This is a genomic window from Actinophytocola sp., from assembly GCF_035634895.1.
GTDB lineage: Bacteria > Actinomycetota > Actinomycetes > Mycobacteriales > Pseudonocardiaceae > Actinophytocola.
On the sequence record NZ_DASQCC010000142.1, the window covers coordinates 28034 to 40856 of the forward strand.

12 protein-coding genes and 1 pseudogene are annotated in these 12823 nt (G+C 69.7%); 1 reads left to right on the top strand and 12 read right to left on the bottom strand.

Annotated elements, in window-relative coordinates; translation table 11 throughout:
- Window positions 1-37: 37 nt before the first annotated feature.
- A complete protein-coding gene (locus VET29_RS20910) occupies window positions 38-502 on the bottom strand; it encodes a cupin domain-containing protein (protein WP_324923021.1) in 465 nt (154 codons plus the stop codon).
- Between VET29_RS20910 and VET29_RS20915 the strand changes: the two genes are divergently transcribed.
- The gene (locus VET29_RS20915) at window positions 501-1556 is read left to right on the top strand and encodes a dihydrofolate reductase family protein (protein WP_324923023.1); all 1056 of its coding nucleotides are present in this window, start codon (window positions 501-503) and stop codon (window positions 1554-1556) included. The two genes, VET29_RS20910 and VET29_RS20915, sit on opposite strands and share 2 nt — an antisense overlap.
- A gap of 9 nt (window positions 1557-1565) precedes the next feature.
- On the opposite strand, the gene VET29_RS20920 is transcribed toward VET29_RS20915, so the two are convergent.
- From VET29_RS20920 to VET29_RS20970, 11 genes and pseudogenes are all read right to left on the bottom strand, one after another.
- Window positions 1566-2795 (bottom strand): MlaD family protein, encoded by a 1230-nt coding sequence (locus VET29_RS20920; RefSeq protein WP_324923025.1) that lies wholly within the window; start codon window positions 2793-2795, stop codon window positions 1566-1568.
- Complete coding sequence (locus VET29_RS20925) at window positions 2795-3952, bottom strand: MCE family protein (protein WP_324923027.1); 1158 nt, start codon at window positions 3950-3952, stop codon at window positions 2795-2797. Before VET29_RS20925 ends, VET29_RS20920 begins: the two co-directional genes overlap by 1 nt.
- A 20-nt stretch (window positions 3953-3972) precedes the next feature.
- Window positions 3973-5184, bottom strand: coding sequence for an MCE family protein (locus VET29_RS20930; protein ID WP_324923029.1), 1212 nt, complete (start codon window positions 5182-5184; stop codon window positions 3973-3975).
- Window positions 5181-6203: an MCE family protein gene (locus tag VET29_RS20935; protein WP_324923031.1), complete on the bottom strand. Its 1023-nt coding sequence runs from the start codon at window positions 6201-6203 to the stop codon at window positions 5181-5183. Before VET29_RS20935 ends, VET29_RS20930 begins: the two co-directional genes overlap by 4 nt.
- A gap of 43 nt (window positions 6204-6246) precedes the next feature.
- Window positions 6247-7284 (bottom strand): MCE family protein, encoded by a 1038-nt coding sequence (locus tag VET29_RS20940; protein WP_324923033.1) that lies wholly within the window; start codon window positions 7282-7284, stop codon window positions 6247-6249.
- A gap of 40 nt (window positions 7285-7324) precedes the next feature.
- Window positions 7325-8659 (bottom strand): MCE family protein, encoded by a 1335-nt coding sequence (locus VET29_RS20945; protein WP_414636547.1) that lies wholly within the window; start codon window positions 8657-8659, stop codon window positions 7325-7327.
- Window positions 8656-9474 carry an ABC transporter permease gene (locus tag VET29_RS20950; protein ID WP_324923043.1) on the bottom strand — a complete coding sequence of 273 codons (819 nt, stop codon included), beginning with the start codon at window positions 9472-9474 and terminating at the stop codon, window positions 8656-8658. The genes VET29_RS20945 and VET29_RS20950 overlap by 4 nt, the downstream gene beginning before the upstream one ends.
- Before the next feature lie 44 nt (window positions 9475-9518).
- A complete protein-coding gene (locus VET29_RS20955; protein WP_407778887.1) occupies window positions 9519-10250 on the bottom strand; it encodes an MlaE family ABC transporter permease in 732 nt (243 codons plus the stop codon).
- A 101-nt stretch (window positions 10251-10351) separates the two neighbouring features.
- Entirely contained in the window at window positions 10352-11113 is a 762-nt protein-coding gene (locus VET29_RS20960; protein ID WP_324923037.1) for a glucose 1-dehydrogenase, read from the bottom strand.
- Between the two features lie 2 nt (window positions 11114-11115).
- Entirely contained in the window at window positions 11116-12630 is a 1515-nt protein-coding gene (locus tag VET29_RS20965) for an aldehyde dehydrogenase family protein (RefSeq protein WP_324923039.1), read from the bottom strand.
- Window positions 12627-12823 (bottom strand): annotated as a pseudogene (locus tag VET29_RS20970) (short chain dehydrogenase); the annotation flags it as partial. The pseudogene VET29_RS20970 and the gene VET29_RS20965, both read right to left, overlap by 4 nt.

Sequence of the window (12823 nt, forward strand, 5' to 3'; positions counted from 1 at the left end):
CAACCGGACATGGGTCACACCGTGGCGGACCGGCAGGTCAGACCATGTACTGGTCGTGGCCGGCGAGGAACTCCGTGAACTCCTCGTCGCTCAGCTGGCGACCGGACGTGCGGATCTCGGCCAGTTCCGTGAAGTACCTCTCGCGCGGCGGGCCCGGCGCGAACAGGATCAGCATCGACGCGAACTCGTCGCTCTCGTTGCGGAACGCGTGGATGCCGTTCGGTGGGACGTACAGGTAGTCGCCCTTCACCGCGGTGACCCAGTTCGCGCCGTCGAAGAGGCGCACCTTCCCGTCCAGGACGTAGAAGCTCTCGGAGAAGGTCTTGTGGTAGTGCGCGGCCGGTCCGCCCGCCGCAGGCCGCATGTCCCACTGGAACAGACCGAAGTCCCCACCGGTCATCTTTCCCGTGGCCAGGAACTTCGTGTCCACCTTGGGACCACTCAGCTCGGGGTCGGTCGCCGCCGGCCGGTACGTCGCGCTGATCTCACCGGAGAAGGACATGTCTGCGATAGTAGGCGACATCATGTATGTGCTGCTGAGCTGCGCGATCTCCCTCGACGGCTACCTCGACGACGCGACGGAGAAACGGCTCGTCCTGTCCAACGCCGCCGACCTCGACCGCGTCGACGCGGAACGGGCCGGTGTGGACGCGATCCTGGTCGGCGCCAACACGATCCGCCGCGACGACCCGCGCCTGTCGGTCCGCTCTCCGGCCCGCCGCGCGGCACGCGAGGCGGCCGGGAAGCCCGCGACGCCGCTGAAGGTGATCCTCTCGTCGCGGGAGCCGCCGGCCGGCGCGGCCTTCCGCGCCGACGGCGACGCGCTGGTCACGCACGGCCCGCTCGACGCGGTCGTCAGGGAGCTGGCGGACCGCGGCGTCGAACGGCTCATGGTCGAGGGCGGCGGCCGGGTGCTCACCGGGTTCCTGACCGCGGGGCTCGCCGACGAACTGCAGCTGGTGATCGCCCCGTTCTTCGTCGGCGACTCCACCGCGCCGCGCTTCGTCCACGATGGACGGTTCCCCCGGACCGGGGGCGACCGGGCCGTCCTCGCGTCGGTGGCGACCATCGGAAACGTCGTGCTGCACCGGTACCTGCTGAGCGAGCCGGCGATCGACCGGCACTGGCTCACCGAGGCGATCGAGCTTTCCCACCAATGTCCCCCGTCCACCACGGCGTTCAGCGTCGGCGCGGTCATCGTCGACCCGGCCGGCGAGGTCCTCGCGACGGGCTACTCCCGCGAGACCGACGACCTGGTCCACGCCGAGGAGGCGGCCCTGGCCAAGCTCGCGGCCGACGATCCGCGCCTGCGTACGGCGACCATGTACAGCTCACTGGAACCCTGCGACCGCAGGAAGTCGCGGCCGGCGTCGTGCAGCCGGCTGATCCGCGCGGCCGGCATTCCCCGCGTGGTCTTCGCGTTGCGCGAACCGGACACGTTCGTCGTGGGCGAGGGCGCGGAGGACCTGACCGCGGCGGGCATCGCGACCGTCGAGTACCCGGAGCTGGGCGACGCGGTCCGCGAGGCCAACCGGTTGCAGCTGGGGCTGCCCTGAGCGAGTGGCTCAGGCCGGGAGAGCGAGCAGGCCGGCGAGGGTGGTCGGCGGGCCGCCCGGCCAGGACAGGATGCCCGGCAGGCCCGGCGTCCCCGGTCGCGGCGCCGTCGCCTGGGCCGGGACCTCCACGGGTTTCCCGCCGTACGGGGCGTTCTGCGAGCCGCGGACGCCGGTCGGACTGCCCGGCGGCTCGGCGCAGTAGGCCTGTTCGTTCACCGGCACGTCCTCGGTCTGGTCGGCGCCGCGCTGCTTCGTGCCCTCGTACCCCTTCGTGCACGAGAACGGGTCGTTGAACGTCAGCACCAGGCCCAGGTGGCCGGTGCCGTCCGGGTTCGCGCCGGGGGCGGTGGCCGTGATCATCGGGAAGGCCACCAGCAGCTCCTCGATCGCGTCGGTGCGGGTGGCGGTGATCTGCATGGTGGTCAACAGGTTCGCAACGATCACGCCGAGGTCCTGACCGGAGTCGCGCAGAATGTCGTTCACCTGCACGGCGACGGTCGGCGTCACGTTGATCAGGTTGCGCAGGTCGGGGTTCGAGGTCTTCAGCTGTTCGGCCAGCAGGTGCAGCGACGAGCTGTAGTCCAGGATCTGGCGCGACTGCGCGGCCTGCGTGTCCAGCACGACCCGCCCGTTCGCCAGCAGCGACACCGTCTGCGGCAGGTGCGCGGTCGCCGTCGACGTCAGCCTGCCCGCGCTGTCGAGCAGCACCCGCAGCGCCGGGCCCGAGTTCTGGAACGCCAGGTACAGCTCGTCCACCGTGGTACGCAACGAGTCCCGCGGCACGCTCGTCACCAGATCGTCCAGATTGGACAACAGCACCTCCGGGCCGGACGGCGTCCTGGTGCGGGCCACGGGAATGACCGAGCCGTCCGCCAGGTACGGGCCGTGGTCGCCGGGCGGTTGCAGGTCGACGTACTGCTCACCCACCGCCGACCGGTTCGCGACCACGGCCCTCGCGTCGGCCGGGATCGACGGCGTGCCGTCCTCGATGTCGAGGATCACGTTCACGCCGGTGTCCGACAGCACCAGCCGCTCGACCCGGCCGACGGCCACGCCGCGGTAGGTGACCTCGGCGTTCGGGAAGATGCCGCCGGAGTCGGCCAGCTGCACGGTCACCCGGTAGCCGCGCGCGCCGAACAGCCTGTCCAGTCCCGCATACGTGCCGCCGACGTAGACGATGCCGACCACCGCGATCAAAGCGAACAGGAACAACCGGACCTTGGTTCCCCGCAACAACATCAGTGACCACCACCCAGCAGCGAGCCGAGCACACCGAGGAGCCCGCCCGGTGACGACCCCGGTGACGTCGGCACGGTCGGGATCGGCAGCAGCGGCTCGGAGCTCGACGGGGGCGCCGGGGTCTGCGTCGGGGTCACGCCGGGGATCGGGATCAGCGGCGTGCTCGCGTTCTCGATGTTCTGGAGCAGCCCGGACAGGTCCAGGTCGAACGTGACGTCCACGTTGACGTAGTCGCCCTTGACGGTGTTGAGGAAGTAGTCGGTGAACGGGTAGGTCACCAGGAACTGCAACGAGTTCGGCAGGTCGGCGCCGGACTTGGCGAGCTGCTGCAGTGTGGGCGCCAGCAGCCGGAGGTCGTCGGCGAGGTCGTCGCGGCTGCGGTTCACCGTGTCGACCGCGACCTCGACCAGGTTCTCCAGGGCGTTCAGCATGGTGACGAGCTGGTCCCGCTGCTCGTTGACGATCGCCAGCCCGGGTCCCAGCTTGTCGAGCGCGACCTTGATGTCGCCGGTCTGCGCGGCCAGGTTCGCCGACAGGCGGCCGAGTGCGTCGATGGCCTTCGTGATGTCGTCCTTCTCGCCGTCGAGCACCTTCACCACGGTGTCTATGTTGGACAGTGTGGCCCGCAACTCGGGCTCGTTGCCGTCGAGGGCCTTGTTCACCTCGGCCACGATGGTCGACAGCTGCCCGATGCCGCCTCCGTTGAGCAGCAACGACAACGCGCCGAGCACCTCCTCGATCTCCGGGTTGCGGTTGGTGCGGTCGATCGGGATCACCGCACCGTCCCCGAGCGTCCCCTCGGCCGTGTCCGGCGAGTTCAGCTCGACGAACTTCTCACCCAGCAGGGAGGACTGACGCAGCTCGGCGCCCGCGTTGGCCGGCAGGTGCACGTCGCCGTTCACCAGCATGGTCACGACCGCGGTCCTGTTGTCCCTGGCCAGCTCGATCTTCTCCACTCGGCCGACCGCGACGTCGTGGACCTTGACCCCCGCGTGCGGCACGAGGTCGAGGACGTCGCCGAAGTGCGCGACGACGTGGTAGGGGTGGTCGCCGACGTCCGCGCCGCCGGGCAGGGGCAGCTGGTACATGCCCGAGAACCCGCCGGAGCCGCACCCGGCGAGCACGAACGTCAGTGCCGGCAACAGGAGTCGCCTCATGGACCGGTGGATCGCGCCGCTCATCGCCCACCTGCCGCGACCGCGCCGGTGAGGTCGACGAGTGGGATGGGCAGCGGTGGCAGCTGTCCCTGTTCCAGCGCGCGGATCGCCTCGGCCGGGGTGGGGAGCTTCAACGTGCCGTCGAGGTACGGGGCGAGCTGCAGGCACAGGTCGCTGAGCGTCTTCGGCAGCTGGACCGGGGTCGCCGCCTTGAGGGTGCGGCACAGCAGCAGCACCGGCGGGTACGTCAGCTCGTTGAGGTTGCCCCGGATCGCGAACGACGCGGACGCCGCGTCGTAGGTGTTCAGGAAGTTCGACATGGCGAGCGGCGCGACGTCGAGGATCTCCGCGACGGCCGCCCGCTGGTCGACGAGCGCCTGGGTCACGCCGGTCAGATTGTCCACATTGGACGCGATCAGGTCCTTGTTGTTCGCGATGAAGGACTGCACCTCCGTGAGCGCGACACTCAGCGAGCTCAACGCCGTGCCGAGTTCGTCCCGGTCGTCGGCCAGGTACCCGCTCACGTCGGCGAGCTTGTCGTTGAAGTCCCGGACCTGCGCGTCGCTCTCGGCCAGTGCCGTGGTGAACGTGTTGAGGTTGTCGACGGTCGCGAACAGGTCGCCGCGCGAGTCCGCGAGCGTGTCGGCGGCCTGGGAGAGCTGCCGCATGGTCTGGTTGAACAGCTCGCCGTTGCCGGCGAGGTTCGCGGCGGCCGTGTCGAGCACGTTGGACAGCGCGCCGTCCTTGTTGGCGCCGTTGGGGCCGAGCGCGGTGGCGAGGTCGTTGACGCTGGCGGTCAGGTCGTCCAGCTCGACGGGCGTGGCGGTGCGGTCGAGCGGGATCACGGTGCCGCTCTTCATGAGCGGACCGGCCTCGTAGGCCGGCGTCAGCTGCACGTACCGGTCGCTGACCAGCGACGGCGCGACGACGACCGCCTGCGCGCCGGCCGGGATCTCGACGCCGTCGTCCACGGTCATCTCGACCCGCACCCGGTCGCCCTGCGGGGTAACGGACGTGATCCGGCCGACGCCGACGCCGAGCACCTTGACCTCGGAACCCGAGTACACCCCGACGGTCTTCGAGAAGTACGCGGTGATCCTGGTGCCGGTGGGGCGCATCGTGACCCACCACAGCGCGAACGCGACCACCAGGATGATCGCGACCGCGTAGACCGCGACCAGCGCGGCCCGGCGGCTGGTCCGGTTCTCCGTCAGCATGGCGCGCACGTTCATCGGCCACCGCCCGTGTACGCGAGCGGCGGTTCGCAGCCCTGCGGGTTGATGTCGAATATCCCGAGGTCGGTGGTGGGTGGCAGCAGACCGCAGATATAGCCCTCGAACCAGCGGCCGTTGCCGACGACGTTGTTGAACATCCGGACGTACGGCGCGAGCGAGTGCAGGCTGTCGTTGAGGTTCTTCTGGTTGTCGGACAGGATCGTGGTGACCCTGTCCAGGTCGGTCAGCACCGGGTTGAGCTGCGCCTGGTTGTCCGCGACCAGGCCACGCAGCTCGCCCGCGAGGTTGGTGGTGCCGGTCAGCAGCGAGTGCACGGCGTCGCGCCGGAACTGGAGCTCGCCGAGCAGGAGCGACGCGTCGCCGAACAGCTTCTTCAGCTGGTCGTCCCGGTCGGCGAGGGTCTTGCTGAAGCCGGCCGTGTTGGCCAGCAGGGTGCGGAGCTGTTCGTCCCTTGTGGACAGTACGGACGAGATCTGCGACAGGCCGGTGAGGGTGTCCCTGATGTGCTGCGGGGAGTTGGCAAAGGTGTCGGAGAGCACCTGGAAGCTCTGGGCGAGCTGCCCGGTGTCGATCTGGTCGACGGTCTGGGAGAGCTTGCCGACCGCGGGAACGATGTCGAACGGGGTCCGCGTCCGGTCGACGGGGATCGGGACGTTGGCACTCTGCGGCTCCCGGCCGGCCGAGGAGATGGCGAGGTACTTGTCCCCCAGCAGGGTCTTGATCTCGATGGACACGGTGCTCCGGTCGCCGAGGCTGACGTCCTTGACCCGGAAGTCGACGACCACCTTGTTACGGACGAGCTCCACGTCGCGGACGGCGCCGACCTTGACGCCGGCGAGCCGCACCTCGTTGCCCGGCCGCAGCCCGGCGGACTCGCGGAACTCGGCCGTGTAGGTGGTGCCGCCACCGATGATCGGCAGGTCGTCGGCGTTGAACGCGACCAGCATCCCCAACGCGATGAGCACGAGCGTGACGGCGCCGACGGCGGCCTGGTCCCTGTCCTTGAGCCGTTTCATCGCCGCCCCCGTCCCGGCTCCGTGCCGGCCGCTGCCTCGACGCTCATTGGCACCTCTTCGCCATCGGGGTGCCGGGCACGGGGATCAGCGGGAGGTCCACGGAGATCCCCAGGTCCGACACGCCGACTCGCCCGCTCATGCTGCAGAGGTAGTAGTTGTACCAACCGCCGTAGCTCGACACGCGGTTGATCGTCTCGACCTTGTGCGGCAGGCCGGCCAGGAACCTGTCCACCGTGTCTCCGTGGTCGGCAAGCGTTCCCGCCAGGTCGCCCAGCGCGGCGATGTCGTCCTTGAGCGGCGGGCGAACCGACGACAGCAGACCGGCCGTCGACGTCGTCAGCTCACCCAGCGCGCCGATCGCGTTGCCGATCGAGCCGCGTTGCTGGGCCAGGCCGGTCGCCAGCTGCTGTAGCTGGTCGATGAGGCCGGACACCTCGTTCGTGCGGTCGTTCACCGTCGTCAGCACGGTGTTCAGGTTGTCGATGACCTGACCGATCACCTGGTCCTTGCTCGCCACCGTCGACGCCAGTGACGCGGTGTGCGCCAGCACGCTGTCGATCGTGCCGCCCTCGCCCTGCAGCACCTGGATCAGCTCGCCAGCCAGCCTGTTCACGTCCCCGGGCTGCAACGCCTGGAACAGCGGCTGGAAGCCGTTGAACAGCTGCGTCAGGTTCAGGGCCGGCTGGGTCCGCGAGACCGGAATGGTGTCACCGGGGCGCAGCACCGCGTTCGTGTCGCCCGCGCCGAGGCCCAGTGACACGTACCGCTGACCGATCATGTTGCGGTACTTGATGGTCGCGGTGACCATGCGCGGCAGCACCCGGCTCGCCTCGATGTCGAAGCGCACGTCCGCGTACCTGTTCTCCGCCACCGAGATGTCGGTGACCTGTCCGATCCTGACCCCGGACATCCGGATGTCGTCGCCGACGTTCAGGCCCGTCGCGTCGGCGAACCTGGCCGTGTAGCCGGTGGTCGCACCGAGGGTGCTGTTCGCGATCGTGAGGCCCAGCAGGGCGGTCAGCGTGATGGTCACGGCCGCGAACACGACCATCTTCACCAGCGGCGCGACGAAGTTCCTCATGACACCGCCTTCCCCGTTCCGTGGCGCCGGAATGCTCCGCTCACTGGACGGTCACCTCCGTGCCACGGAACAGCGGTCCCACCAGCAGGGAGCTCCACGACGGCACCTGCGAGGGCTGCACGCCGAGGCCGGGTGCGACCAGCGCGGCGATCAGCTGCTGCTCGGCCGGGCTGTTGGCGATCCGCGGCTGGCTCGTCAGCGACTGCGGCAGCGTGTTCGGGAAGTCCTGTGGGCGGTTGTTGTGCGGCGCCGGCGGCTTGGACGAGCCGTCCTTCAGCCCGCCGCCCTCCGGGTACTGCGGGAACACCGCCGGCGGATGCGCCACCGGATAGCAGCGCGGCCCGCGTTTGTCGTCGTACCGCGGGGTGTCCACGCCCGGCAGGTACTTGCCGCGGCTGGCCGTGATCTCGATGGTCACCCTGGTGACGTCCGGCGTGTCCGTGCCCTTGCCGAACGCCCGGTCCGCGCTGGGAATCGCGTCGACCAGCTGCTTGAGCAGGCACGGGTACTCGGGCGCGTACTTGGCCAGCACCGCGAGGGTGGAGGTCGAGGTGCTGGCCAGGTCGATGATGTTGTCCTTGTTGGCGGCCAGGAAGTTGCCGAGGTCGATCGACGCGTTCGTCAGCGTCGAGTAGAGGTCGCTGAGCTGGCCGCGTTGCTCCACGACCGTCTGCGTCGTGATGGTCAGGTCCCGCAGCGCCGCCACCAGCTCGGGTCCGGCCGTCGCGTAGGTGTCCGCGACCTGTGCCAGCTTCTGGATGTTCGCCCGCAGGTCGGGCAGTGACGGCTCGAGCCGGCCGAGGTACTGGCCGAGGTCGACCAGCGTGTCGCCGAAGTCCTCGCCCTGGCCCTTCAACGCCGTCGACATGGCGGTCAGCGTCGCGGACAGCTTTTCCGGCTGGACGGCCTGCAGCACCGGCATGAGGTCGTCGAGCACCTGCTCGATCTCCACGGCCGAGCTGGTGCGGTCCTGCCCGATGACCGAGCCCTCCCGCAACCGTCCACTCGGGACGGACGGGGTCTGCAGTGCCACGTAGCGTTCGCCGAACAGTGTCTTCGGCAGCAGCCGCGCGGTGACGTTGCCCGGGATCTTCTCGATCTGGTCGGGATCCATCGCGAGGTCGAGCACCGCGTGGTCGCCCTCGGGCTCGATGCCCCGCACCTCGCCGACGATCAGGCCACGCAGCTTGACGTCCGCGCCCGTCCGCAGCTGGTTGCCGACGTGGTCGGTCTCCAGCGTCACCGGCACGATCGAGGTGAACGTCTTGCGGTAGAAGGCGACCGACAGCACGACGAACATCCCGGCGACGACCAGGAAGACCAACCCGTAGAGCTGGTGGCGGAGTTTCTCCTTCCGCATCGACTGCCCGCTCATCCGGCTATCCGAACCGTCGTCGTGGCACCCCAGATGGCCAGGGAGAGGAAGAAGTCGAGGAGCATCTGCACGACGATCGCGGCGCGTACCGCCCTACCCACGGCCACACCGACCCCGGCCGGCCCGCCGGAGGCGGTGTAGCCGTAGTAGCAGTGCACGAGGATGATCACCACGCTGAACACGATCACCTTGAGGAACGACCACAGCACGTCCTCGGGTGGTAAGAACAGATGGAAGTAGTGGTCGTAGGTGCCGCTGGACTGGCCGTAGAACCACACGGTCACCTGCCGCGACGCCACGTAGGACGACAGCAGCCCCACCAGGTACAGCGGGATCACCGCGGCGACCGCGGCGATCACCCGGGTGGTCACCAGGTACGGCAGGCTCGGCACCGCCATGACCTCGAGCGCGTCGATCTCCTCGGAGATCCGCATGGCGCCGAGCTGCGCGGTGAACCCGCACCCCACGGTGGCGGACAACGCGAGCCCGGCGGCCAGCGGCGCGACCTCCCGGGTGTCGAAGTACGCCGCGATGAACCCGGTCAGGGCGGACGTGCCGAGCTGGTTCAACGCGGAGTAGCCCTGGAGGCCGACGATCAGGCCGGTGAAGACGGTCATGCCGATCATCACGCCGAGCGTGCCCCCGATGACGGCGAGGGCACCGGAGCCGAAGAAGACGTCCGACAGGATGCGGAGGATCTCCCGCGGGTAGTGCGCGAGCGTGCGGGGTGCCCAGGCGAGGACGCGGGCGTAGAACGCGAGCTGCTGGCCGAGCGTGGCGAGACCGTCGAGCGGCTGGTTCGCGACGGTCACCAGCCGCCGTGGCGCCTTCTCCGGAATGTCCACCGTGGCCACGGGCGTCACATTCCCTTCGGGGGAACGATCTGCAGGTAGATCCCCGTGATCACCACGTTGATCAGGAACAGCAGCAGGAACGTGACCACCACGGTCTGGTTCACCGCGTCACCGACGCCCTTCGGGCCCCGCCCGGGGTTCAGCCCGCGGTACGCCGCGACCGTGCCGGCCACGAACCCGTACAGCACGGCCTTGAGCTCGGACACCCACAGGTCGGACAGCTGGGCCAGCGCGTTGAACGACGCCAGGTACGCGCCGGGGGTGCCACCCTGCATCACGACGTTGAAGTAGTAGCCGCCCACCACGCCGACGACGCTGACCAGCCCGTTGAGCAGCACGGCCACGATGGTCATACCGAGCACCCGTGGCACGATCAGCCGCTGGACCGGCGACACGCCGAGGACCTCGAGCGCGTCGATCTCCTCGCGGATCGTGCGGGAGCCGATGTCCGCGCACATGGCCGAGCCGCCCGCGCCGGCCACGAGCAACGCCGTGATCAGCGGGCTCGCCTGCTGGACGATCGCGAGGGCGCTCGCCGCGCCGGTGAACGACTGTGCGCCGATCTGCTGGGTCAGTGACCCGAGCTGCAACGCGATGACCGCACCGAACGGGATGGACACGAGCGCGGTGGGCAGGATCGTGACGCTCGCGAAGAACCAGCACTGCTGGATCAGCTCGCGCCACTGGAACGGGCGGCGCGGCGTGTTCCTCGCCACCTCCCACGCGAGCGTCGACATCCGGCCGACCTGGGCGAGGGCTCGCACAGGCGCGGCACGTACCGCAGCGTCATTGCTCAATGCCATCACCCAATGGTTTCAACGAGCGGGAACCGCCGTGGTTACCCGAAACTCGACAGCGAATGTGCCGCCGTCACACCACCGTCCGCGACGAACTCGGCGCCGGTGCAGTACGAGCTCTCGTCGCTCGCCAGGAACACGGTCAGCTGGGCCACCTCCTCCGGCTGGCCGACCCGCCCGAGCGGCACCTTCTTCCCGGCGAACGTGAGGTCGACCGCCTGCCCGCCCAGCGCGTTCGGCAGCATGCCGGTCTCGATCATGCCCGGGTGGACGGAGTTGACCCGCACTCCCTTGCCGGCCAGCTCCAGCGCCGCGACCTTCGTCATGCCGCGGATCGCGAACTTGCTGGCCGTGTAGGCGCTCAGCAGCGGCGCGGCCCGCAGCCCCTCGATGGAGGACACGTTGATGATCGAGCCGCCGCCCGCCTTGACCATGCCGCGCACGACCGCCCGCATGCCGAGGAACGTGCCGACCTGGTTGATCTGGATGACCCGCTGGTAGTCCGCGAGCGTGGTGTCCTGCAGCCGCGCGAAGTGCAGGATGCCGGCGTTGTTGACGAGCACGTTCGGCGGCGCGTAGACCTCTGTCACCTCGGCGACCGCCGCCGCCCAACCGTCCTCTTCGGACACGTCGAGGTGCACGAAGTGCGCGCCGAGCTCGTCGGCCAGCGCCTTGCCCTCGTCGTCCCGGACGTCGGCGACGACCACCCGGGCGTCCTCCTCGGCGAACCGGCGCGCGGCGGCCGCGCCCTGGCCGCCGGCGGCGCCCGTGATCAGTGCGATCTTTCCCGACAACCGTCCCATGTCTACATCATCTCTTCACTGAGCGGCATCAGCACGGTCTTGAGCTCGGTGTACGCCTCGAACGCGCTCTGCCCGCCCTCACGGCCGAGCCCGGACTGTTTGAAACCACCGAACGGCAGGTGCGGCTCCACCTGGAAACCGTTGATCCCCACCGTGCCGGCGCGCAGCCTGCGCGCCAGCCGGAACGCCCGCCTGGCGTCCGTCGTGTACAGCCCGGCGCCGAGCCCGTAGTCGGTGTCGTTCGCGATCCGGACGGCCTCGTCGTCGGAGCTGAACGGAATGACCGCGAGCACCGGCCCGAAGACCTCCTCGCGGGCGATCTCCATGTCGTTGTCCACGTCGGCGAAGATGGTGGGGCGCACGAAGTTGCCGTCGGCCAGGTCGCCGCCGGCACGCTCGCCGCCGCACACCAGCCGGGCGCCGGCCTCGCGCCCGCGGTCGATGAGCCCGAGCACGCGGTCGAGCTGCCTGGCGTTGATCAACGGGCTGGCCGTGGTGCTCAGCTCGAACGGGTCGCCGTAGGTCACCGCGCCGGCCATCATCTCGGCGGCGCCGAGGAACTGGTCGTAGACGTCCCGGTGCACCAGCGCCCGCGTGTGCGCCACGCAGGCCTGACCGGACAGTCCCATGGTGACGGTGCCGACCGTGGTCATGGCCGCCAAGCCGATGTCCGGCGCGTCCGGGAACACCAGCGTCGGGCTCTTGCCGCCCAGCTCCAGCGAGACGCGCTTCAGGGTGCCCGCGGACGCCTCGACGATGTGCTTGCCGACGGCCCGGCTGCCGGTGAAGCTGACCTTGTCCACCAACGGGTGCGTGACCAGCGCCTCGCCGGTCGGGTCGCCCGGCCCGGTGACGACGTTGACGACGCCGTCTGGCAGGCCGGCCTCGCCGAGCAGCTCCACCATCCGCAGCACCGCGAAGGACGCGAACTCCGACGGCTTCACCACCACCGTGCAGCCGGCCGCGAGCGCCGGCCCGAGCTTCTGCGCGAACAGCAGGAACGGCGCGTTCCACGGCAGGATCGCCGCCACCACGCCGATCGGGTCGCGGAAGGTCATCGCGAGGTGGTCGCCGCCCTGGTACGGCGGCAGCGTCTGGCCGCCGATCTTGTCGACCCAGCCCGCGTGGTGGGCGAACACGTCCGCCGCGATCTCGACCGACCCCGCGTAGATGTTGGTGCTGAACATCAGCGGCACGCCGTTGTCCAGTGCCTGCAGCCCACGCAGCTCCTCGGCGTGCTCACGCAGCAGCGACGCGTACCTCAGCAGCACCTGGATCCTGTGGCGCGCACGGGAGTGCGGCCAGTCGCCCTCGTCGAAGGCACGCCGGGCGGCCCGTACCGCGTCGTCCACATCGGACTCACCGGCGACCGGGATGGTGCCAATGGCCTCGCCGGTGGCCGGGTGGCGGTGCGTCCACGTGGCGCCGTCGGCGGCCGGCCGCCACTTGCCATCGACCAGCAGCGCCCCGTCCTTCAGGCCGATCTCGTCGCGGCGAGGGCTCAGGCTCAGCGTCATCGCTCCTCCTTCAACGACATCAGCTCGGTTGCGGAGAAGGTCCTGCCGGGGTCGCGGTCGTCGAAGTACGCGCCGAGGGTCGCGTCCAGTGACTGTGGTGTCCACTGTGGATCGTCGAACCGGGCCTCGACGGTCGGCGGCGCGAGCAGCGCCACCATCCCGCCGTACACGACGAACACCTGGCCGCTGATCC

Excerpts from the sequence above, each read along its gene's own strand:
- VET29_RS20910 (WP_324923021.1), bottom strand. The coding sequence starts at position 502 with ATGTCCTTCTCCGGTGAGATCAGCGCGACGTACCGGCCGGCGGCGACC.
- VET29_RS20925 (WP_324923027.1), bottom strand. The coding sequence starts at position 3,952 with ATGAGGCGACTCCTGTTGCCGGCACTGACGTTCGTGCTCGCCGGGTGC.
- VET29_RS20920 (WP_324923025.1), bottom strand. The coding sequence starts at position 2,795 with ATGTTGTTGCGGGGAACCAAGGTCCGGTTGTTCCTGTTCGCTTTGATC.
- VET29_RS20960 (WP_324923037.1), bottom strand. The coding sequence starts at position 11,113 with ATGGGACGGTTGTCGGGAAAGATCGCACTGATCACGGGCGCCGCCGGC.
- VET29_RS20945 (WP_414636547.1), bottom strand. The coding sequence starts at position 8,659 with ATGAGCGGGCAGTCGATGCGGAAGGAGAAACTCCGCCACCAGCTCTAC.
- VET29_RS20930 (WP_324923029.1), bottom strand. The coding sequence starts at position 5,184 with ATGAACGTGCGCGCCATGCTGACGGAGAACCGGACCAGCCGCCGGGCC.
- VET29_RS20940 (WP_324923033.1), bottom strand. The coding sequence starts at position 7,284 with ATGAGGAACTTCGTCGCGCCGCTGGTGAAGATGGTCGTGTTCGCGGCC.
- VET29_RS20955 (WP_407778887.1), bottom strand. The coding sequence starts at position 10,250 with ATGTCGACGCTCGCGTGGGAGGTGGCGAGGAACACGCCGCGCCGCCCG.
- VET29_RS20935 (WP_324923031.1), bottom strand. The coding sequence starts at position 6,203 with ATGAAACGGCTCAAGGACAGGGACCAGGCCGCCGTCGGCGCCGTCACG.
- VET29_RS20915 (WP_324923023.1), top strand. The coding sequence starts at position 501 with ATGTCTGCGATAGTAGGCGACATCATGTATGTGCTGCTGAGCTGCGCG.
- VET29_RS20965 (WP_324923039.1), bottom strand. The coding sequence starts at position 12,630 with ATGACGCTGAGCCTGAGCCCTCGCCGCGACGAGATCGGCCTGAAGGAC.